Raw genomic sequence first — 20,893 nt, forward strand, 5'->3', positions numbered from 1 at the left:
TGTGAATTCTTTTAAGTTGTACTGTCGAATGGTTTGACTTATCAGACGTCATTACTTTGAGAAAGATAATCGGGAAGCTGAAGGTCATAAAATAGTTTAATCATTTTGTAAACTCTTAATGAACTATGCCGCCTTAGTTCGTTAAGAAAAGCTTTAATTCATTTCAATAACCTTCTTGATGTCCATTAATCTCCCTGTCTAAAAAGATAAATAAAAGGATTAAGTAAACCGAAAGCTCCAATTACTAAGAACATAAACATAGAACCTCTATCTCCGCCTAATCCAATCTCATCGGCAATGATAGCTTGATAAATGACAACGTGAGCAGATATAATCATAGATATTATTGATAGACTTATAACGGTGAAGCCGTTGATATATTTTTGTTTTGTTTTAGGTAGGATGACAATAAAAAATAAAGGCAATAATTATGAACTGCACCCCGTCAAGTAGACAGTACAAATAATAAAAATTTAGGCGGCCTTGGTCCTGAACTCCATCGGACTGAGGCCGTTTAGTTTTGCTTGTAATCGTTCGTAATTGTAAAAGTGGATATAGGCCTCAATATCTCTCTCAAGCTCCTCAAAAGTATGGTACGTGTGCAAATAGTACTCCTCACATTTGAGGGTCCCCCAAAAAGATTCCATTGGGCCTTTATCGATACATCGTCCCACACGGGACATGCTCTGGATTATGTTGTTGTCATCCAAAAGTTTCTTAAATCCCAAGGAAGTGTATTGGTAGCCTCGGTCGCTATGAAGCATGGGGCTGCTTCCTGGTGCTGCCTGCAAGGCCCGTTTCAACGTCTGGAATACAAGTGGATTGTTATTGGAACGCCCTAATACATAGGCGATGATTGACTTATCATGAAGGTCCAGAATAGCACTTAAATACGCTTTCTGGCCGTTACCGTACTTGAATTCCGTTACATCGGTGAGCCACTTTTCGTTCGGTGCATCAGCGTGGAATTTACGGTTTAGTAGGTTTTCCGCCACTTGCTGCGGTGTAGCGTTTGTGTACTTCTTTTTCTTTCTCCGGATAACAGACTGGATTCCCATTACCTTCATTAACAGTTCTACGCGCTTATGGTTAATGGTTTTTCTGGTTTGTTTTCGCATATGCAAGGTTAATTGACGGTATCCAAAGGTGTGCTCCACTTTCTCATAGATGGTCATCATCACCTGGGTAAACTTCTCATTCTCCATCTCTCGAGCACTGGGTTTGCGATTTAGCCACTTGTAATAGCTTGAGCGTGCAATTCCTGCAATTTTACATAGGAGTTGAACGCCAATTGATGCATCCTTTTGAAGCGCTTGGATGGCAAGGTAAATTGTTTCCTATCGTGTCTGATTTAGCGTCGCCTTCTTTCTAGCTCCTCTAACTTTTTTAAGAATGCATTTTCCGCCCGAAGTCGCTCAATTTCGTACTCCATCTTCTTCATCTTGAGTTTCTGTTGATCGGTCTCTGTTAACTCCTCCGGAGTTTTCTTTCTCCCTCGTCCATCCTTTAACGCATCCTGACCGCCATCTTCGAACTTCTTCACCCATTGGTATGCTTGCTGGTAGGAGACCTGAAAATGTTCAGCTGTCTTTTGGTAATTATGCTCATGTGCCAGACAATACTGCACAATCTCAATCCGTTCTTGCCAAGTCGTAGAGCGACCCTTTGTCATAGCTTTTGCTCCCCCTTTATAGGCTTTTAAGCTGCTATGACCATTATACTTGTTGATCCAATTAAAAAGCTGTCTCGTGCTAGCAATCTTGTATTTATCGATGATCTGGTACTGAGACAATCCCCCCTCAAGGTAATCCATTACCGCTCGGAGCTTAAGCTCAGCACTATAGCGTTGAAGATGCGTACGACGCTCTAACCCTTCAAATCCATACATCTTGTACCGACGCTTGTATTTGGCAAGTAAAAAGTGCAGAGTTCGGCAGCCATTTTGTGCATAGCCTTGCCAGGCTAAATTTTTATTATTAACGGTGGGAAAGAGCATGCCGAAGGCGATAACTCTCTCCTGTGAAAGCTACGATGTGAGCATGATGCACAAGACGGTCAATCAAGGCAGCGGTTAAACGGTTATCTCCGAAAACCGTATTCCATTGGCTGAATTCCAAATTCGAGGTAACAATGACACTGATTCGCTCATAACATTCTGAGATTAGATGGAAAAGTAGGTCAGCACCATCCTTGTGAAACGGAACAAATCCTAACTCATCTAAGATTAGTAAATCAGCATCCATTAATTCCTTCTGAAATCTCGGTAGATTGCCAGCATGAAACTTGGTTTGCAAAATGGAAACCAACTCTGCAACCCGATAAAACCTCACATTTTTCCCCTGTTTACACGCCTCTACACCAATTGCCGTGGCCAGATGCGTCTTTCCTGTGCCTACGGCACCCAGCAAAATAACATTTTCCTTTCGTTCTACAAACGAGCCTCTCTTCAATTCCTCAATCGTTACACTCTCAGGTAGCGAAACCGACTCGAAAGAGTACCCTTCAAAAGTCTTTATTTGCGTAAATCTTGCTTTCTGTAACAATCGTCGGATTTTTCCCTGCTCACGGGAACTTCGTTCCGCTGATAGAACCGCATGAAGAAACTGAGTTGGGTGTTCAAACGGTACTTGATCATAGATATTCATGACATGTGCTAATCTCATCTGCTTGCATAGTTGACGTAATTCTTCTCTCATTTTCGTACCTCCGTCCGTTGAAGTTGATCATATCTCGAAAGATCTGGCTGATACCCAACGAAAACAGACGGTGTTCGATTGTCTTTCATAGGTGTTGGGATTATCTCTGGATGACGTAAACGGTACAGAACATGCTCCAATCGACTCACATCATCCTGCTTTTCTTGCGTAAGGCATCTTTCGATCTCCTCAATTTGGTATGTTCTTAGCATTCGAATGATCCAGCCGATTCTTGCTTTGCGACTTTTTCCTTCCACAGATTGAAGAAAAGCTTTTGTTTGGCTGGGAAGCAAAGCAAGGACAGAACTGTAATCGAGAGCCTTCGGCCTATTATAAAGTGGCTCCAACAGCGTTTGCAGATCAATTGGGATCGGCTCGTCTATATATCCCCTTGGTAGTGAAATGAGGACTTCATAGCTGTCATTTAGTACGTCTACTTTGTTCCACCAATACTTCAGCCATACTCGTTCGTGAGAACGGATAGATGGAACCTTTAACGTTTTTTGATCAACGAGAACTTCACCGTATCCATTGGCTTTTACGGATTCTAAACGGAAAGCCTCGTAAGGTACGAGAGGAAGTTCCAAAAGCTTGATTTTCTCTCGCTCCCAAAGCTCTTGCTGTAAGACTCCCTTCGCATAATGGAGTCTTTTCAAATCCTCAAAGGCTTGCTGATTGATAACATACTGTAGTTGTTCCAAATCATTGGCTACAGGTAATGGAACACACCAATTTCTTCGTGCATAACCAACTTTATTCTCAACATGTCCTTTTTCGTTTCCCTGAGCTGGATTACAAAATACAGGCTGGAAGCGATAGTGAAGAGCAAATCGTTGAAATTCGTCTGTAAGCTTTCTCTTTCCATCGGTTCCTACAGATACAACTGCCGCTGAAAGATTGTCAAACCAGATTCGATTAGGCACTCCGCCGCTCATCTCAAATAACCGCCGTAACCCTTCCAAGAAACACTCGGTGTTCTCCTTCGGAGTAACAAAAACAAATGCCGCGTTGCTGTAAGGGTAGGAGAGGATCAACATTTTCCGCTCTACCAGTTCACCGCCAATAATTGCTTGAAATGTTCCAAAGTCCGCCTGAGCTTCTCCACCTGGATGTTTTAAACGAATATAAGGTTCCGATTTTTCGATTTGCAGTTCTAACTTCCGCTTGGCAACATAGTACCGTACGGTACGATCTGATCCTGCAAAGCCAAATTCGGAAACAAGGCGATCATAGATACGTTTTGCCGTGTGCCTCTGCTTTTTGGGGCGGGTTTGATCTTCCATAAGCCAAGTATCCACTTGCTCACGATAAGCTTCCATAATAGGGAATTTTCCTCGAAGAGGACACTCTTCTTTGTTCCAGTCCGAACAATCTGCATATTTCTTTGCTGTTCTCCAGTTAACACCAGTTTGTTCTGCTATCTGGGAGATCGATTGATCTTTTACGTCCCGCAAGTATTTGATATAGTATTGTTGAGCCATTGCCAGCATTCCTTTCATCCCTCTCCTATCTGTTCCGCAAATAGAAGAGTAGGGGGTTGTTTAGTTAGCTGGCAAGGCTTTTTTCATGTTCGGAAATGGTCTGCACTTTTCGGTTGCCAAAGTGTGTACTTTTATTTTGCCAAACACACGACGCTGCCATTTCATTAAAGTCGTCTTGTTAATCTCATATTTCTTCGCAGCTGCCAGGAAACCAATTTCCCCATTTGATACTTCTTCGAGAATGGCGAGTTTCTCGAAAGCATTATATTTACCTCTAGACATGAAAAAGCTCCCCTCACAATAGCAAGCTTTTTATTATTTCGCCTGTCTACCGTATGGGGAGCATATCAGTCTTAGACTACCGTTGTTTTAATTGAACTAACGTATATTTATCCGAAACAGAAATTTTTGTATTCATTTCTTCTGCAAAGAAATCGTTAACTGACTTCCTTGATAGACTATGATAAATTGCCCTCCGTCATACGGAACTACTTTTTTCTGTTTGAATGTCATTACCTCCTTGATGATTTCGAGAAAACGAGGAGGGGGTTCGATATCAAGTTGACGGAAGGTATCTATGGCAATCAGAACCGCGTTGTCGTTTTCGAAATCAGAGATAACAATTGAAGAAAGACCACCAAGGCGCACGTCTTCTTCATTCTTAAAACCATGAAAATCGTCACCAAACTCCGTAAGATCTTCAAAAAGGATGAGTAGTTCGAGCTTTGCATCATCTCCATTTTTTTCAGCAGGGATAATCTCTCGCTGAATAGCCCTAAACATGGAATTGACATTTGGATGGAGTGGTTCAACATAATACCCTGGATAATTCATCAACACTTCGTGAAGAACCCCTTCCTTTGGATCAGGGAACTGATTATTAGGTAATGGTGGCAATTTCTTTGGATCACTTGGTTGTTGAGGACGAACCCGAAGTTCTTTTAAGCCCTTGGTTTTTAACTTCTCAATAAATGCTACCGCTTCTGCTCTGGTTAAGAAACTCTTGCCTTGATAGGATAATATGCTCGTTTGCCCGTTGAGTTTTCCGCTTGCGTAGCCTTGGCTGAGAATATAATGAATTGCAAAATCTCCGCGATAGTTCACCCCATCTGCCCCCGCAATGATTTCTGCTACTTCAGTTCTGGTGATCGGCCGATCCCTATAGAGAAACTTAGATCCCCAACGATTTATATACTTTTGCTGTAATTTTGAATAAGGATATTGATATTTTTCGATGGCTTCATAAATCGAGTCTGCCCAATGTTCTAATTTCTTATTGTTAGGCGTAATCTGAACTTGATAAGCTCTGGACAACATGGTAAAAAATGCGGCAACAGATACATGTTCATCTGGTTCAAAGCGGTTACCCGGATATCCTTTTATGATCCCTTGATTTACTGCTCTTTCAATAGTTCCTTTTGCCCAATGATCATTAGGTACGTCTGAAAATGTTGTGGCAGTAGCTGACGATGAAAAGAGTGATAATGTTAAGAATGTAATCAAAGTCATTAATTTTATCTTCACTTTTCTATAAACCTCCTTGATTCTCTTAAGAATCGTTGGGTCAAGTAATTATTGTTTTTCATTTAATTCCCTTTGAAAAACCATGTCATATTATCACATTTTTATAAAAATGGTCAGCGGAATCAAACAAAAAGAAGATGCCGAGCAAGCAGCCGTCGCTTACTTGGATAAGCTGTATTCCTCTCTTCCCCGTTAAACGACTACGGTTAGTAAGAGCACCCTCCTCCATAAGTTGGTGCTCTTTGCATTCAGGGAACAATCTCCCCCCTAAAATCCTTTCCGTAGACAGCTGTCTCCCGAACTCGTCACGATGGAACTAACATTCCTGTTATGTAGAGGTCGCCATTATAGGAGAGCAGCCGGATCCGGACTTTGTACACCTACATGTTCATACGGAATACAGCCTGTTGCTGGAAGCGGTTTGCAAGCTGGAGGTTTTGATCCGGAACTCGGCTTATTCAGTACATTCTTTCACATTTCTGCCCGATTATATATCATTCTAGCGATACGATAATGTAAATAAAACTCTCAACCTCTTAACTACAATTAGATTAGAAAGGTCGGGAGGTTTTTATAATGTCAAAAGAGCAGATCAATCAGTGGATTAAAGAGAAAAACATGAAGTCAGTGGACAACGTACAGTCAGCGTTAAAGGATCTATTTGCAGACACGATCCAAGAAATGCTGGAGGCTGAAATCGAGTCCTCTAACCAACAGCCGCAATGGGTATAGCAAGAATACCGTTCCTACAGCGTCGACGTCTCACCAACACTCATTTGCAATGTAACGAATAAGGTCGACCCGATGATAAAAGAGTAGCAAAATCGTCCCTTGCAATTGGTTTATACTTTTTCTTCTTAGACGCAATTCACTTTAAGGTAAAGCAAGACGGAGCAACCGTCAATAAAGCTGCCTGTATGATGATTGTTATTGACCTTGACTACTCCTCCTATTAAGGTGATTCGTAATTATTTTAATTTCTCAACTTTTTTAATATTCCGATCATAATTGATTAGAAACTTTATATGATCACAACAACTCCAACTACCAAAAAAAGTAAATTATCTTCTAATTAATCATATTGACAACGAAGTATCATCTATGAGATATTACCAAAGAAAAACATTACTTTCAAGTAACGTTATTTTTAAGTAATATCAAATACTGTTATTTTCAGTATTTCAGGAGATGATATGGACATGACACTAGTAAAAGGGATGAAAGGTAAGGAAAGCCGAATGCGATTGCTTACCATTGCGGCGGATGAATTCGCAAACCGAGGGTTTCATGAGACAAAAGTTAGTACTATTGTTACACGGGCTGGATTGACTCAACCTTCTTTCTATCTCTACTTTTCAAACAAGGAAGCCATCTTTGACGAGTTAGTAAACGAGTTTCGTACCCGCCTGCGAATGTTAGTACAAAAAAGTCGCTTTACACCCACGGTAGAGACACACGATGTTCCAAAGCAGTTGTTGATGACACTAGAGACGATTTTCCGTTTTCTAGCTGCAACTCCAAATTTAACTCGTATCGGGCTTTTTCTGGCCCCAAAGTCGGATCAAATCAAGGAAGAGCTAACTTCTCTGCTTATAGATAATTTGCGAGCAGAACAACAAATGGGCCATTTTCGTTCTGAATTGGCGATGGAAACCGTAGCGGAGTGCATAGTTGGAATTGTGGAACGTCTAACACTTTCCCTTTTGTTATCTGGGATTAAGGGGCCAGAAAGTCTAGCGTTACAAGTAGTCAATCTTTTGTTATATGGGATGCTTGCAAACGGAGATACCACTATACAAGATAGTTGAAAGGAGTGGGGGTTAAATGATAACTACTGTCATACAGGTAATTCTAGCTGTTTTTATTTTAACAGGCGGTGTTATAAAACTCTTGCGCATACCATTCCAGGTTGAGCATTGGCAACACTACCAATATCCGTTATGGTTTATGTCTGTAATTGGATTTCTTGAACTCATTGGAGGTATAGCAATGATTTTGGGTGCCTGGAATCGATATTTGGCTGCTGGGGCAGGTGTACTGTTTGTAATTCTCATGTTAGGCGCTATTCACGCCCATATTTTTCGGGCAAACCAATCTGTTGTAACGATCATTCCTGCATTGGTTTGCTTCATTTTATCTATCATCGTGATTATACGGAATCTGAAGGGGTTCTTCTAATTCTAAAAAAGACTTATTACGAGGTGATATTCATGATTAAAATTGAAGAAAGTTATAAACAGAGACCCATTCGATTTCTTGAACTTTGGGATCATTCAGGTTGGACGTTAAAAATATATGGAATAACATATCAAGGTGAGTTTCCTAGATCAAACATAATTGAAAGAGCGAAATTACTTGCTTGTGAGTGTCTTCCCAGACCTGCAATAACTGAAAATCGTTATGGTGTTGGCTTTATAGGGGTTCATGATGGGCGCGGTGCAAGCTTTATATTTATTGATTGGTGGTCTGACGAAAATGAATTACATCATCAAGTTTACGTTGCACCTCATGATAATCCAGAAGAGTTTACGTACGTAACACCTACAGGGTTAATTGCTTGTGTTTGGGACCTTCGCGTACTGTGCTTTGAGAGGGAAGCATGGATTCAAACAGTATTAGCTAATCCTAATGGGCCTAATGTACAAGAGTATTTAAACTTGCAGTTTAATGAAGACACATAATAATTTCCATTACTTGATACAGCCGTATTACAAAAAACAGGAAATAAAAAAAGAGACTAATGTATCCTTGTATGGAAATTTCAATAACGAAAGGATATGTGGAGTATGTTGCTCCTTTTACAAGGAATCATCTTAGGTTTCTCTATTGCCGCGCAGGATTCATCGGTACCAACCGATACTTCCAGTAGGATTTCTTTTTGATTGTAAAAGCCGATGATCCTCGTTTTCCCTGCATTCATTGCTTCTATCTTTTCGTTGGTTATCGAAACAATACTCTCATCTTCGACTTTCCATTTTATCTTGATGCTTACATCTCTAGTCGTACCATCTGTAAACTTTGCAATTATTTCTACTGATTTGGATTCACCGACTTGAAGGTCAAGGCTAGTAGAATCAGTTTCTAATGTAAAGTCATTCTGTCCTTTTTTCATTTTGATTTTTACTGGCTTTGAAACAACGGTATCTCCATTAGATAAGTGTGCTTCTTTAGATCACTTGCAATAACTTCGTACTTTCGCTTATTTACTCCCCGCTTCACTGTATAAATAGCATCATCCGCATTTTCCCAACTCAAAAAGACGCTTCCTTCATTTTCACTTGCCTTAATCTCAAGATTCTCTGGGTTAGGTGATACTTGAACTGGAATTTTTAATTCTTGTTCTCCATACTGAACAGTTACCAACGTTGAACCAATAGCTGTTGCAGTAAACTCTCCGTTTTTAATAGATACAACATCTTTCTTTTTGGGGTTCCAAGAAACCTCTTGAGTAACATCACTACTGTTGCTATAGGAGTCACTAAAGATACGAACGTTTGTCGATTCCCCGACTCGTAATTCCACTTTTTCATGAGATGCGAATAATGATTTTACTTTTTGATCAACCTTCTCTTCATCAGAACTTGAGAGATTCACCTCTTGTAAACTAGACGCAGACACTCTTTGCACCGCATTTGGAAGATAGCTTATTGGGACTGAACCTGTTAATAATAGAACGAAAGCTAAAAATATTCTTATGTACTTCTTCAAAAAAACGCCTCCATTATCCCTATTTTTTACATAACATATAAATTATAGATTATATATCCACGTTTTTACATAGGTCTTTTTTTACAAATTTTGTAGGTTGCTAACAAAAAATGAAAGGCTATCCCTTGGCCATAATTAGCCTTATGAAATAGCCGTACTACGTTGCTTCACTTCACTTATTCATTTATTATTTTGCTTCTTTAGTGATTACCCATTGTTGGCTATCCTTCATACAAATAAAAAGCTGTCGCCCAGCCCATGCTTACGAAAAGCATAGCCCGACAACAGCTTCACCTATCCTTCGATTACTCCATCGTCAAAACAACCCGACCATTGATTTGACCTTTTTCCAAACGCTCCAATACATCGTTGATCTGATCAAGCGGTTGCGTCTCGATGATCGCGCGAACCTTGCCACGTGCCGCAAAATCAAGTGCTTCTTGCATATCCTTGCGCGTCCCCACGATGGAGCCTTTCACCGTCACGCCATTCAACACCGTGTCAAAAATCGGGATGGGCAGCTCTGCATTCGGTAAGCCAACAACGACGAGAGAGCCGCCGCGTCGAACGGATTTGTAGGCTTGTTCAAACGCCTTCTTGGTAACGGCCACGCTGATCGCACCGTGGACACCGCCCACCTGCTCTTGAATGGCTTGTACCGGATCTACTTCACTGCCGTTTACTGTCACATCTGCCCCTAGTTCTTTTGCCAAGTCCAGCTTCTCCTTGTGAATATCGACAGCTACGACGTTGTAGCCCATCGCCTTGGCATATTGGAGAGCCACATGCCCCAAGCCACCGATGCCGTAGATCGCTACCCATTCACCCGGCTTCACGTTTGCTACCTTCAATGCTTTATACGTAGTTACCCCTGCGCACAGGATCGGCGCTGCTTCCACATCACCCAGCTCGTCAGGAATGCGTGCCACGTAAGCAGCAGGCGCTACACAATATTCGGCATAAGCACCGTCTGCGGAATAGCCCCCATTTAACTGCTGCATGCACAGTGTCTCCCACCCTGTCAGGCAGTAGTCGCATTCGCCGCAAGCGGAGAATAACCACGGAATGCCTACCCGATCACCAATTTTCAGCGAGGTTACGCCTTCCCCCAGCTTTTCGACAACACCTACGCCCTCATGCCCAGGAATCAAAGGCAGCTTTGGCTTCACAGGCCAATCCCCGTGTGCCGCATGCAGGTCCGTATGGCAGACACCACATGTCTTGATTTTTACCAGAACCTCACCGTGTCCGACCTCTGGAATGGCAACTTCCTTTACTTCCAGCTTTTGATGGAACTCGTTGACTACTGCTGCTTTCATCTTGACCTTCCTCCTCTTTTTTCCCCTTCAGGCATGTGCGCAAAGGGCAGGTGTTCTTCCCGCCTCCTACTACTTGCAAGCAGTATGCCAAAATGAAAGCGCTTCAAAAATAAGACCATTACGTGGATTCTTTTCTTTCAAGCAGCCGATATTACGGCACATGAGCCGAAAAAACGGCCCCACTTGCCAACCTTTTGGCCGAAAAAGGGTATTCCTCCTTGTCTGCGGTATTACATACGTAGTGGAAAAAGGGGGCGAACACATGCAAATATCCAAGTTCATGACGCCGGAAATTATTTTCGGGAACCAGTCTCTCGGCCAGGTAGGGGAAAGCTTGCGCCGATTGGGAGCTTCTCGTGTCTTTCTTGTTAGTGATCCTGGAGTCGCAAACGCAGGCTGGATCGAGCGGATCATCTCTTACTTGCAGCAGCAAAAGCTCGACTACCATCTATGGACCAACGTGACAGCCAATCCGAAAGATTACGAGATTCATGCCGGGATTGCCGAATATCGGGCCAAGGAGTGTAATGCCATTCTTGGTGTTGGTGGAGGCAGTGCTATTGATGCAGCAAAGGCCATCGCGCTGTTGGCTACCAACGAGGGCAGCATCGTCCAATACGAAGGCGTCGACAATATCCAGCATCCTCTTCCTCCCATGGTGATGGTACCGACGACAGCGGGCTCCGGTTCGGAGGTTTCGCAATTTTCTATTATTGTGGACAGTGCACGCAAAGTGAAAATGGCAATCATCTCCAAATCGCTCATACCCGATATTGCTATCATCGATCCGCAAACCTTGATGACCAAGGACAAGCTGCTCACTGCCAATACAGGCATAGATGTGCTGACACATGCCATTGAATCGTATATTTCGCTCGCCGCAACACCGCTGACCGAGGTGCATTCCCTACAAGCCATACGCCTCATCGCCCAGCATTTGCGCCCATCTGTCGCCAGTCAATACAATACAGAGGCCAAGCAAGCGATGGCCATGGCGAGTCTTCAAGCCGGAATCGCTTTTTCCAACGCCATACTCGGTGCTGTGCATGCCATGTCCCATCAGCTCGGGGGATTCCTCGACGCTCCACATGGCGAGGTGAATGCCATCCTGCTCCCCCATGTGCTCGAGTACAACTACATCGCGGCACCGGAAAAATACAGGCAAATCGCAGAGTGCCTCGGCGAAAACACAGCGGGCTTAAGCACACATGCCGCCTCTCGTCTCACACTCAAAGCGGTCAAGGAGCTGGTAAGTGATCTGGAGGTGCCCCAATCGTTGTCGGCCATCGGGCTGCATCCAGAGCAAATCGACCTGCTCAGTTCTCTCGCTGTGCTGGACGTGTGCATGACGACCAATCCCCGCGACATGACCGTCCACGATGTCGCGACGCTGTTTCGCCAAGCCTTGTAGGAGGTTCGCCATGCATACCAAACAAGAGATTCTAGAAAAATTGACCGGGATTCAATCCTCGCGAAAAAGCTATTACAGCGAGCTCGTCTATTTGATCGAGGAGATGAAAAAGAAAAACAAGCAGCTGGCCGTCATTAACCAGCTGACACAAATCCAGATCAACGCCACCTGGCAACAAACAACCAGTTATATCGCCGCCCAGCTCTCGCAAATTCTCGTGTTTGAGCATTTTGCCCTGACCATCGTGAAGGGAGGCATGCTCTCCTCTTATCTCGCCAAGTGGAATGATACGGAGTGGCAATGCCATACGCTGACACAGACCGTTTCTGTGGAAGCCCCTGTCCTCACTGGGCAGGTTCATCTTACCCTTGCCGAAGTGCTGCCTGAGCATCACGCCACCTCTGTTCCACTGCGCAGCCAGCTGAATCAGACCTTTGGATTTCTGACGCTTTTACGCCAAACAAATCAGCCAGTCGATCGGGACGAAACCGAATTAATCCAGCTCGTCGCCAGCCATGTCGGCGTCGTCGTAGAAAACAGCCTGCTTTTTCAAGACGTGAATGAAAAAATCAAAATCGAAGCCCAACTGATTCAATCCGCAAAAATGGCGGCGATTGGCGAGATGGCTGCTGGCATTGCCCATGAGTTGAACAGTCCGCTCACAGCTATCCTCGGAAACTCTCAATTGCTCATGCGCGAGAGGACAGATGCAGATGCACCAGAGGCTCCTTTGATGAAAGACATCTATCAATGCGGGGTGCGCTGCAAAAAGATCATTCAAAACCTGCTCACCTTCTCGCGGCAGGAAGAGTACTTGTTTTCCACAACCTCTATTGACGAGGTCGTAGAGGACGTACTTGGGCTAATTGGCTACCAGCTATCTGTTTCCGGCTTGACCATAACCCGGGAAATGTACGAGCCTCCTCTGCTGTTTCATGGAAGTCGTCATCAGATCGAGCAAATTCTCATCAATCTCCTGTTAAATGCACGGGACGCTGTGGCAGGCAGGGAAGCTCCACACATCGTCATCCGTTCCTTCCTCGTACAAGAGGAGAATAGCTCTTACGTAGGCTTATCCGTGTACGATAACGGCACAGGCATTTGTGCAGAGCAGCTTTCGCAGATTTTTCAGCCCTTCTTCTCGACGAAGGAACGGACAAAAGGGACTGGTCTTGGACTTTCCGTCAGTCTTGGAATTGCAGAAGCTCACGGCGGGAAGCTGTTTGCCGAAAGCGTGGAGGGAGAGTACAGCAAGTTTACGATGCTTTTGCCACTGTTAGCTGACGAGGAGGACAACAATGGAGAAAAAACGGATTTTGATCGTGGATGATGAAACAGAAGTGACTACCTTTTTCACCTATTTTCTCAAGAAAAAAGACTGCGATATCGTCGTTGCCAACTCTGGCAAGGACGTGGAACGGCTGCTTCACTCGGATTCTACCGGCTTTCACGCTGCACTCGTGGACCTGAAGTTGCCAGATGCCGACGGGTTGACGCTGCTCAAACAGATCAAGGCCGTATTCCCCGCCTGTGAAGTCTTGATTATGACGGGCTTCAGTACGATTAAATCGGCTGTGACAGCGATGCAATGGGGTGCTCGCGATTACTTGGAAAAGCCTTTCGACGATCTGGACAGTCTGGAGCAGGTCATCGACACGGTGCTCTCCCCTTCCAGCAAACACAGCGATCACCTATCCCAAGAAGCCGCCCAATATGGTATCGTGTATTCATCTGACAGTCCGATGGCTAATGTGACCGCAATTGCCAAAAAATTAGCAAAAAAGGCGATCCACGTCCTTATTGAGGGCGAAACAGGTACCGGCAAGGAGCTGATGGCCCGTTTTCTCCACGGAGCAAGCAATCGCGCCCAGCAGCCTTTTGTCGCTTTTAACTGCGGGGCCGTGCCGGAATCCTTACTGGAAAGTGAGCTGTTCGGCTATGAAAAGGGGGCTTTTACCGGAGCGCTCAAATCACGCAAAGGCTTGTTCGAGCTGGCACATAACGGAACGCTGTTTCTCGATGAGATCGGGGAGGCTCCCCCTTCTATCCAAGTGAAGCTCTTGCGTACGCTGGAGACGGGAGAATTCATGAGGGTCGGTGGTGAGCAGATCGGTCAGAGCAATATTCGCTTTATTTCTGCTACGAACCGTGATTTGGAGCATGAAGTCGAAATGAATCGTTTCCGCAGTGATCTGTTGTATCGTCTGGAAGGGATCAAGCTGTCGATTCCACCTCTTCGCGAACGGATTCAGGATATCCCCACAATCGCGCGCTACTACTTGCAAAAGCGCAGTGGAGAGCCATGTGAAATCGATCAGGATGCCATTGAGCTCTTGCAGCGCTACGATTGGCCAGGCAATGTCCGCCAACTAATCAACGTACTCAATCAAACCATCGCGTTGCACGAATGCGAACGACTGCGTGCCGAGCATTTGCCAGCGAATTTGCGGAGCCGCACGATACAGGTGCAGCCGCCGATTGTCCCCAAACGGATCGAGCACGTTATTGATCACGAATGCGAGCGCTTTGTCGATACGATCAGTCGCCTTGTCACCTCTGTAGACGGGATCGACTTCGATTATTTGATCAAGCGGATTAAACAGCTCGAAGGCGAGATCGGGCGAACGATTATCGAAAAGGGCTTGACCGAAACGAATGGAAACAGACAGCTTTTAAGCAAAAAATTAAACATCACCAAACGGACGATTCGCTACATTTTGAACGAAAAAGCATAACGTCTGCATTGGCGCATCTAGGAGGCATTCACGTCGTGGTTCCCGAAAAACCTTTCTCGACCCTAAAAAAAATCCCTGCTGACTTCTCTCTATCTGCCGTTATTGTAGGACTCATCGCCACGATGGTCTCCTATGCAGGACCATTACTGATCGTCTTCCAAGCTGCCAAGGGTGCAGGACTCAGCAATGCTGTCCTCGCTTCTTGGATTTGGGCCATCTCGATTGGGAGCGGCTTGACGTGCATTGTGCTCAGCATCTGGTTTCGTACCCCGGTCATTACGGCTTGGTCGACTCCGGGGGCCGTTCTGTTAGTCACCAGCTTGACGGTATACTCCTTTCCCGACGCGATTGGCGCGTATATTTTTTCGGCGGTGGTCATTACGCTCGTCGGTGCTTCCGGTTTATTTTCCGTCTTGATGAAATACGTCCCGCAGTCGATTACGACCGCCATGCTCGCGGGGATTCTCCTGTCTTTTGGCGTAGAAGTCTTTGTTTCCATGCAGCACCTACCTGCATTGGCTCTGCCGATGATCTTTTGCTATTTGTTCGCAAAACGCTGGTCGCCACGATATGCTGTCGTGCTTACGCTTTTCGTCGGCTTAGGTGTCGCCTTTCTTTTGGGGCGCTTGCAAATGGACAATGTCCAGATGTCCCTCGTCCAGCCCGTCTTTACGATGCCGACGTTTTCTCTCGATGCGATCATCGGCTTGGGGATTCCATTGTGCATCGTTGCGCTTGCCTCGCAGAACGCTCCAGGAATTAGCGTTTTAAAAGCAGACGGGTACGATACACCTGCCGGACCGCTCGTAACGACAACTGGCATCGCGTCGCTCTTGCTCTCTCCTTTTGGTTCACCAGGTATCAATCTGGCAGCAATTACAGCGGCTATTTGCACGGGAAAAGAAGCTCATCCGGATCATACCAAGCGCTACATTGCCGGAATTGCCTGCGGGGGCTTTTACTTACTCTTCGGGATGTTTGGCGCTACGATGGCTTCGGTGTTCGCTGCTTTGCCCAAAGAATTGATTGCTGTCATTGCTGGCTTGGCTCTGTTTGCCTCGCTCAGTTCCAGCCTCGCACAGGCGATGAGCGAAGCGAAGGAACGGGAATGCGCCTTGGTTACGTTTCTCGTCACAATTTCCGGCATCTCCATTGGCGGAATCGGCGCTGCTTTCTGGGGCTTGATTGCGGGGGTGATCACTCATCTGATTTTGAATGGCAATGTGAAAAGCTGGTATGGGAAAAAGAAGAAAACGCAGCCGTTGGCATAGCTGCCTGAACGTGAGGAGAGAGTCTCGTGAAAAAATGGTTTGGTGTCATCATTCTTTCAGCTTTCCTTTTAGCGATCGGCTCTGCTTGCACGACGAAGGAGTCCACACACTCCTCAGGTGGTTTTGCGCTATCGAAAACTTTTTCATCCACAGAAGAAATCACCCAAGACGCCATGGTTATTTTGAAAGGCTCCGTTCCCCAAGCATACAAAGAAGAAAAAACCGATGTCCTCTTAGTCTATGTGTATGAAGTAGCCGTGGACAACGTGTTTCAAAACCTCACCGATCACCAGATTAAGGCGGGAGATACGATCAAGCTGTACCGCGTCGTAGGTTTTCAACCTGATAAAGATAAAGAGATCGCTCCGATTGCGGATCATAATCAGACTGAAATTCCAGAAGGCGAGTATCTTCTGTTTCTTAACGGTGGTTATGATGAAGAAGTTGGTCACGTGAGATGGTTTCCAAATACACCCAACCAGTTATTTAAAGCGACCGGAGGGGACAGCGGCACGGAGTATAAGAACGTGTTTGTGTCAGACGAAATTCCCTCTATTACGGAAGAGGATGTACTGGATGCAATCTAAGAAACGGCTCCTCGAATGAATCTGAGGAGCCGTTTTGTATGTTCCCTGAAACTAGCGGTAAAACCCTTGTTCCTCGGCGTAATTTCCCCAATGCGGACGGCTGCCGTCTCTATCCGTGAAGGGGTACTCGTCCGACAGGCCCCATGTACTGAGCGTTTTCCCTGTTTTTTCTGCGACTGCTGGGTCCGAAGCCAGCGCAACCACCGCTCTACCGATGTACGTAGGTGTTTCCGACATGAGGAAATGCTTGTCTTGCTTCGCTGCCTCTCTCCACGTCTCTTCTGTCACGCCAAATTGATCGAGCATCGCTTCTGAGCGTAGGAATCCCGGTGTTAAAGCCAACGTGGTAACCCCGTGCGGGCGCAGGTCCTCTGCCATCGACACTGCTAGATGAATCGTCGATATTTTTGCCAAGCTGTAGTACAGATTGCCGCGGTACCGATAGTCGATTCCGTCCGTGATCTCGATAATCAGCCCTTTTTTCTGTGCGACCATGAGTGGAACCGCATAGTGACTGGTAATCATATGCGTACGAATGGCGCGTTCTTGCATCAATAGCCCGTCTGCCAATGGCTGCTCCCAGAACGGCGTCCCCCAGTGAGTCAACGGATCTCCACCCCAGATGTCATTGACCAAAAGATCGAGTTGTCCATTTTGCTCCACCTTTACTCGCTCAAAGAATGCTTTTACCTCTTGTTCCTGCGTATGATCGACTCGCACAGCGATCCCGTTTCCGCCGCTTGCCGTCACGAGCTCTGCTGTCTCTTCAATTGTCTCCTGTCGTGCCATATCAGAGTGCTGACCACGCACCGTGCGTCCCGTCACATATACCGTCGCCCCTGCCTCTCCCAGACTGACCGCAATCCCCCGTCCTGCTCCTCTTGTGCCGCCTGCTACCACTGCTACTTTGCCTTGTAATGGTTTCATTCGTCATGCCTCCTTATCGATTCATACATGAAGCATAACGAAGTAAATATGACAACTGCTGTCATATTCGTTACGATACAATCAAAGTAATGTTGTTCTTACTTCTAGGAGGGCTTTTTATGCGGGCAGATCGACTCCTTACGATCCTGTTACTCTTGCAAAACCACGGTCGCATGACATCCAAGCAATTAGCTGAAAGGCTGGAGGTGTCCGAGAGAACTGTTCATCGTGATATGGAAGCTTTGAGTGCGTCAGGTGTTCCCGTCTATGCGCTGCGCGGTGCAGATGGGGGCTGGGCTTTGGCAGAAGGGTATCGCAGTAATTTGACCGGAATGAAAATAGATGAGCTGCAATCACTGCTCGTAGCGTCCCCTGCTGCCTTGTTGAATGATCTCGGGCTGCATGAAAACTATGAAGCTGCTTTTCTCAAGCTGCTGTCCGCGCTGCCAAAAACGGTTCAGCAGGATGCTATCCACGTACGTCAGCTCCTTCATATCGATGGGGCTGGTTGGCACGAATCGACGGAGACGTTTCCTTTCTTGTCAGTGGTTCAAGATGCCATATGGCTTTCCCGCAAGCTGTTCATTCGTTACATGCGCGAGGATGTGGCCGTAGAGCGAATTGTCTGCCCGCTCGGACTCGTCGCCAAGCGCAGCATTTGGTATTTGGTCGCACAAGTGGACGAGGACATGCGGACGTACCGGATTTCACGACTGTTGGATGCACATCTGTTAGATGATGGCTTCATCCGCCCAAGTGAGTTCGACCTCGCTTCTTATTGGGAACAATCCACAATGGACTTCAAGTCCAGCCTCCCACGTTATCCTGCGCGGTTACTCGTCAAAAAAGGAACGTTACCTGCTGTAAAACAGGAGCGTTATATAAAAATAGCTTCCACCCAAGCCGCAACAGACGACTGGATGGAAGCAGAGGTTGAATTTCATACACTTGCATCAGCATGCTCACTAGTGCTCAGCTTCGGCCCGCACATTCAAGTGTTGGAGCCACAAGAACTGAAACGTGAGGTCATGGAGCAGGTGCGTGCTATACTTGGCCTGTACGAGGTCCCGAATTAGCAAGGACTTTTGTTTCTCGTCCGTACATGAGCAGCACGATTGCTCCCAAGATCAGAACCGCTGTAAATACGCTAAAAATGAACGTGTAGCTGTAATGATGCGACGAGTAGTAACCGACGAGATACGGCGCGATAATACTGCCGATTCTTCCGACACCGGATGCCATACCGGAACCGGTAGCGCGCAGCGGTGTCGGATAATTTTCCGGCGTGTACGCGTACAAAGCACCCCAAGCACCCAGATTGAAGAAAGACAAGAAGGCTCCCGTCACCAACAGCTCCATGGTGCCACTGCTTTGTCCAAAAGCGAACGCCATCACACCAGTCATAAACAGGAAGGTCGCCAGCGTCCATTTCCGTCCCCATTTTTCCACCAAATAGGCTGCCGCGAAATAACCTGGCAGTTGGGCCAACGTCATGATCAGTACGTACTGGAAGCTTTTGATCATTGTAAAGCCTTTGTCGACCAATACAGATGGCATCCATAGAAACATGCCGTAGTACGAGAACGCAATTGCAAACCAGACGACCCACAGCGTAATTGTCTCTGTGCGATGAGACGTCAACAGCTTTCCAACCGGAATCTTTTCAGCCTGCTTTTGAAACTGCGGAGATTCAGGAATACTCCTCCGAGCGAACCAGGCGTACACAATGGGTAACGCCCCGATCATGACAGCCACGCGCCAGCCATAGTCCGGAATGATGAAATACGATATGACGGCTGCGGCGATCCAACCGACCGCCCAAAAGCTCTCCAGCAGTACAACCGTACTTCCTCGCTTCTCCGGTGGCGCAAACTCGTTTACCAGCGTCGAGGCTACTGGCAGCTCGGCACCCAAACCGAGTCCCATCAGGAAGCGAAACAGCAGCATGGTCGCAAAGCCAGTTGCGAAAGCGCTCGCAAAACTCGCCAAACCAAACAAGATCAGGGTCAGCAAAAACACTGGCTTGCGGCCAATTCGGTCAGCCAAATAGCCACCTGCAATCGCTCCAATCGCCATGCCGACGAGATTGCCCGTCCCTAATAGCCCGGCTTCTTCCCCCGTCAAACCCCATTCCTGTCGTAATGCCACCATAATAAAAGATAAAAGTGCAACATCCATGGCATCGAACATCCAGCCAAAACCGGCTGCCCAAAAAACTTTTTTGTAAGGCTTTGACATTCTCTTCCCCTGCTTTCCTTTCTTTTGCGCATGATATTCACGCCTAGTTATCATTTCACTTTTTCGTCCAATATCCTGCTCGCGGAAAGAAGTTCGACTATTGTGATAGTAGGCGCAGTCCCATGATTCGTAAGACCGCCATTTTAAAATAAGGGATTCTTGTTCTCTTATTTAAGGAAGCCCCTGAATGAATCTATTCATGAGCAAAGAAAGAGAAATCAAGATGGGAGGGTCGTCCGGATGAGGCACATGAAGAGTAACCTGCTGATGAGGGACGATCGCAGTTGGTGTGACAATAATTGGTTTCTTGGAACGTGTGCGCAAGGTCTCATAAGGTAAGAGAAAATCCATCGCCTGCATGCCCCAGGCAACAGATGTCGCCATCAAGTAATACGTGCCCGGCTTGACATTGATAAAACAAAAATCGCCTAGCGAGGGCAGCAATGTTCCGTATAAAGGAAGACCTTCTGGAATCGGCTTGGCAAACAATCCAATCAAAATGACGCCTTGAAAAGGCTCTGTGGACTCGATTGTCCCTGCAATGGTCATTGGTCGTTCGGGGGCCGGGTGTAACCGACTCCACTCTGTCAAATGCTGCAAGGAACGAAGTCGGTCTTCCGCTAGCTGAGCCGTTTCTCGAAATTCGCTAGGCGATACCCCGACACGCTCCGTAAAACGGGTAGAGAACGTACCCATACTCTGCTGACCAATTTCCAGACCAATGTCCCGAACACTCATGTTTGTGCGAAGCAGTAAATCCTTTGCTCTTTGGAGTCGCATAGTCGATACGTAATAAAGAGGTGGGAGACCGATTCTTTCTTTAAAAATTCGGGCAAAATGATACTGACTATACGCAACATGATTCGCCAACCGGGAAAGTGGCAAAGGCTCGTCTAAATGCCGATGTATATAAGCAATCACTTCGTCAATTTCGGTATACCTGTCCATCAATCGAGCTACTCCCTCCCTCTTCTTCACAGTGAAATACAGAACATT

Annotated in this window: 21 protein-coding genes and 1 pseudogene; 10 read left to right on the top strand and 12 right to left on the bottom strand. The window is 46.0% G+C overall.

The window, feature by feature from the left end:
- Nucleotides 1-473: 473 nt before the first annotated feature.
- The 6 genes from ACUUHJ_RS25025 to ACUUHJ_RS25050 form a co-directional block, all read right to left on the bottom strand.
- A complete protein-coding gene (locus ACUUHJ_RS25025) occupies nt 474-1,331 on the bottom strand; it encodes an IS3 family transposase (protein ID WP_472301242.1) in 858 nt (285 codons plus the stop codon).
- A gap of 20 nt (nt 1,332-1,351) precedes the next feature.
- Entirely contained in the window at nt 1,352-1,672 is a 321-nt protein-coding gene (locus ACUUHJ_RS25030) for a helix-turn-helix domain-containing protein (RefSeq protein ID WP_472300230.1), read from the bottom strand.
- Between the two features lie 304 nt (nt 1,673-1,976).
- The gene (gene istB / locus ACUUHJ_RS25035) at nt 1,977-2,696 is read right to left on the bottom strand and encodes an IS21-like element helper ATPase IstB (RefSeq protein WP_092272886.1); all 720 of its coding nucleotides are present in this window, start codon (nt 2,694-2,696) and stop codon (nt 1,977-1,979) included.
- Nucleotides 2,693-4,195: an IS21 family transposase gene (gene istA / locus ACUUHJ_RS25040; protein WP_472298126.1), complete on the bottom strand. Its 1,503-nt coding sequence runs from the start codon at nt 4,193-4,195 to the stop codon at nt 2,693-2,695. The genes istB and istA overlap by 4 nt, the downstream gene beginning before the upstream one ends.
- Nucleotides 4,196-4,237: 42 nt before the next feature.
- Nucleotides 4,238-4,459: a helix-turn-helix domain-containing protein gene (locus ACUUHJ_RS25045; protein WP_472300231.1), complete on the bottom strand. Its 222-nt coding sequence runs from the start codon at nt 4,457-4,459 to the stop codon at nt 4,238-4,240.
- A 132-nt stretch (nt 4,460-4,591) separates the two neighbouring features.
- Nucleotides 4,592-5,701 carry an S-layer homology domain-containing protein gene (locus ACUUHJ_RS25050; protein WP_289674289.1) on the bottom strand — a complete coding sequence of 370 codons (1,110 nt, stop codon included), beginning with the start codon at nt 5,699-5,701 and terminating at the stop codon, nt 4,592-4,594.
- Between the two features lie 576 nt (nt 5,702-6,277).
- Between ACUUHJ_RS25050 and ACUUHJ_RS25055 the strand changes: the two are divergent.
- From ACUUHJ_RS25055 to ACUUHJ_RS25070, 4 genes and pseudogenes are all read left to right on the top strand, one after another.
- Nucleotides 6,278-6,642: pseudogene (locus tag ACUUHJ_RS25055) on the top strand (transposase); the annotation flags it as partial.
- Nucleotides 6,643-6,900: 258 nt separating this feature from the next.
- Nucleotides 6,901-7,509 (top strand): TetR/AcrR family transcriptional regulator, encoded by a 609-nt coding sequence (locus tag ACUUHJ_RS25060; RefSeq protein ID WP_289674292.1) that lies wholly within the window; start codon nt 6,901-6,903, stop codon nt 7,507-7,509.
- A 16-nt stretch (nt 7,510-7,525) separates the two neighbouring features.
- Nucleotides 7,526-7,879: a DoxX family protein gene (locus ACUUHJ_RS25065; protein WP_088909106.1), complete on the top strand. Its 354-nt coding sequence runs from the start codon at nt 7,526-7,528 to the stop codon at nt 7,877-7,879.
- Nucleotides 7,880-7,911: 32 nt separating this feature from the next.
- On the top strand, nt 7,912-8,382 hold the full coding sequence (locus tag ACUUHJ_RS25070) for an isochorismatase (protein ID WP_289674294.1): 471 nt from the start codon (nt 7,912-7,914) through the stop codon (nt 8,380-8,382).
- Nucleotides 8,383-8,462: 80 nt separating this feature from the next.
- On the opposite strand, the gene ACUUHJ_RS25075 is transcribed toward ACUUHJ_RS25070, so the two are convergent.
- The 3 genes from ACUUHJ_RS25075 to adhP form a co-directional block, all read right to left on the bottom strand.
- Nucleotides 8,463-8,813: a VCBS domain-containing protein gene (locus ACUUHJ_RS25075; protein ID WP_472300233.1), complete on the bottom strand. Its 351-nt coding sequence runs from the start codon at nt 8,811-8,813 to the stop codon at nt 8,463-8,465.
- 8 nt (nt 8,814-8,821) lie between these two features.
- The gene (locus ACUUHJ_RS25080; protein WP_289674295.1) at nt 8,822-9,409 is read right to left on the bottom strand and encodes a hypothetical protein; all 588 of its coding nucleotides are present in this window, start codon (nt 9,407-9,409) and stop codon (nt 8,822-8,824) included.
- A 305-nt stretch (nt 9,410-9,714) separates the two neighbouring features.
- Complete coding sequence (adhP, locus tag ACUUHJ_RS25085) at nt 9,715-10,728, bottom strand: alcohol dehydrogenase AdhP (RefSeq protein WP_069848475.1); 1,014 nt, start codon at nt 10,726-10,728, stop codon at nt 9,715-9,717.
- A gap of 262 nt (nt 10,729-10,990) precedes the next feature.
- On the opposite strand from adhP, the gene ACUUHJ_RS25090 reads away from it, so the two are divergent.
- The 5 genes from ACUUHJ_RS25090 to ACUUHJ_RS25110 are packed head-to-tail and all read left to right on the top strand — an operon-like array spanning nt 10,991 to nt 16,732.
- On the top strand, nt 10,991-12,139 hold the full coding sequence (locus tag ACUUHJ_RS25090; protein ID WP_289674296.1) for an iron-containing alcohol dehydrogenase: 1,149 nt from the start codon (nt 10,991-10,993) through the stop codon (nt 12,137-12,139).
- Between the two features lie 10 nt (nt 12,140-12,149).
- Complete coding sequence (locus ACUUHJ_RS25095; RefSeq protein ID WP_472300235.1) at nt 12,150-13,469, top strand: ATP-binding protein; 1,320 nt, start codon at nt 12,150-12,152, stop codon at nt 13,467-13,469.
- The gene (locus ACUUHJ_RS25100; RefSeq protein WP_472300236.1) at nt 13,438-14,874 is read left to right on the top strand and encodes a sigma-54-dependent transcriptional regulator; all 1,437 of its coding nucleotides are present in this window, start codon (nt 13,438-13,440) and stop codon (nt 14,872-14,874) included. Before ACUUHJ_RS25095 ends, ACUUHJ_RS25100 begins: the two co-directional genes overlap by 32 nt.
- Before the next feature lie 35 nt (nt 14,875-14,909).
- Nucleotides 14,910-16,145, top strand: coding sequence for a benzoate/H(+) symporter BenE family transporter (locus ACUUHJ_RS25105; protein ID WP_472300237.1), 1,236 nt, complete (start codon nt 14,910-14,912; stop codon nt 16,143-16,145).
- A 26-nt stretch (nt 16,146-16,171) separates the two neighbouring features.
- Complete coding sequence (locus ACUUHJ_RS25110) at nt 16,172-16,732, top strand: hypothetical protein (RefSeq protein ID WP_472300238.1); 561 nt, start codon at nt 16,172-16,174, stop codon at nt 16,730-16,732.
- A gap of 51 nt (nt 16,733-16,783) precedes the next feature.
- On the opposite strand, the gene ACUUHJ_RS25115 is transcribed toward ACUUHJ_RS25110, so the two are convergent.
- A complete protein-coding gene (locus tag ACUUHJ_RS25115) occupies nt 16,784-17,659 on the bottom strand; it encodes an SDR family oxidoreductase (protein WP_472300239.1) in 876 nt (291 codons plus the stop codon).
- A 119-nt stretch (nt 17,660-17,778) separates the two neighbouring features.
- Between ACUUHJ_RS25115 and ACUUHJ_RS25120 the strand changes: the two genes are divergently transcribed.
- Nucleotides 17,779-18,735 carry a helix-turn-helix transcriptional regulator gene (locus tag ACUUHJ_RS25120; RefSeq protein ID WP_472300240.1) on the top strand — a complete coding sequence of 319 codons (957 nt, stop codon included), beginning with the start codon at nt 17,779-17,781 and terminating at the stop codon, nt 18,733-18,735.
- On the opposite strand, the gene ACUUHJ_RS25125 is transcribed toward ACUUHJ_RS25120, so the two are convergent.
- On the bottom strand, nt 18,704-19,897 hold the full coding sequence (locus ACUUHJ_RS25125; protein WP_472300241.1) for an MFS transporter: 1,194 nt from the start codon (nt 19,895-19,897) through the stop codon (nt 18,704-18,706). The two genes, ACUUHJ_RS25120 and ACUUHJ_RS25125, sit on opposite strands and share 32 nt — an antisense overlap.
- Nucleotides 19,898-20,068: 171 nt before the next feature.
- Nucleotides 20,069-20,845, bottom strand: coding sequence for a helix-turn-helix domain-containing protein (locus tag ACUUHJ_RS25130; RefSeq protein WP_472300243.1), 777 nt, complete (start codon nt 20,843-20,845; stop codon nt 20,069-20,071).
- Between the last annotated feature and the right edge of the window lie 48 nt (nt 20,846-20,893).

The sequence above is a fragment of the Brevibacillus schisleri genome, from assembly GCF_055685845.1.

What these genes read in the sequence shown, in the direction of transcription:
- ACUUHJ_RS25030 (WP_472300230.1), bottom strand. Translation starts at nt 1,672, where the DNA reads ATGACAAAGGGTCGCTCTACGACTTGGCAAGAACGGATTGAGATTGTG.
- istB (WP_092272886.1), bottom strand. Translation starts at nt 2,696, where the DNA reads ATGAGAGAAGAATTACGTCAACTATGCAAGCAGATGAGATTAGCACAT.
- istA (WP_472298126.1), bottom strand. Translation starts at nt 4,195, where the DNA reads ATGAAAGGAATGCTGGCAATGGCTCAACAATACTATATCAAATACTTG.
- ACUUHJ_RS25045 (WP_472300231.1), bottom strand. Translation starts at nt 4,459, where the DNA reads ATGTCTAGAGGTAAATATAATGCTTTCGAGAAACTCGCCATTCTCGAA.
- ACUUHJ_RS25060 (WP_289674292.1), top strand. Translation starts at nt 6,901, where the DNA reads ATGACACTAGTAAAAGGGATGAAAGGTAAGGAAAGCCGAATGCGATTG.
- ACUUHJ_RS25065 (WP_088909106.1), top strand. Translation starts at nt 7,526, where the DNA reads ATGATAACTACTGTCATACAGGTAATTCTAGCTGTTTTTATTTTAACA.
- ACUUHJ_RS25070 (WP_289674294.1), top strand. Translation starts at nt 7,912, where the DNA reads ATGATTAAAATTGAAGAAAGTTATAAACAGAGACCCATTCGATTTCTT.
- ACUUHJ_RS25075 (WP_472300233.1), bottom strand. Translation starts at nt 8,813, where the DNA reads ATGAAAAAAGGACAGAATGACTTTACATTAGAAACTGATTCTACTAGC.
- adhP (WP_069848475.1), bottom strand. Translation starts at nt 10,728, where the DNA reads ATGAAAGCAGCAGTAGTCAACGAGTTCCATCAAAAGCTGGAAGTAAAG.
- ACUUHJ_RS25090 (WP_289674296.1), top strand. Translation starts at nt 10,991, where the DNA reads ATGCAAATATCCAAGTTCATGACGCCGGAAATTATTTTCGGGAACCAG.
- ACUUHJ_RS25095 (WP_472300235.1), top strand. Translation starts at nt 12,150, where the DNA reads ATGCATACCAAACAAGAGATTCTAGAAAAATTGACCGGGATTCAATCC.
- ACUUHJ_RS25100 (WP_472300236.1), top strand. Translation starts at nt 13,438, where the DNA reads ATGGAGAAAAAACGGATTTTGATCGTGGATGATGAAACAGAAGTGACT.
- ACUUHJ_RS25115 (WP_472300239.1), bottom strand. Translation starts at nt 17,659, where the DNA reads ATGAAACCATTACAAGGCAAAGTAGCAGTGGTAGCAGGCGGCACAAGA.
- ACUUHJ_RS25120 (WP_472300240.1), top strand. Translation starts at nt 17,779, where the DNA reads ATGCGGGCAGATCGACTCCTTACGATCCTGTTACTCTTGCAAAACCAC.
- ACUUHJ_RS25125 (WP_472300241.1), bottom strand. Translation starts at nt 19,897, where the DNA reads ATGTCAAAGCCTTACAAAAAAGTTTTTTGGGCAGCCGGTTTTGGCTGG.
- ACUUHJ_RS25130 (WP_472300243.1), bottom strand. Translation starts at nt 20,845, where the DNA reads ATGGACAGGTATACCGAAATTGACGAAGTGATTGCTTATATACATCGG.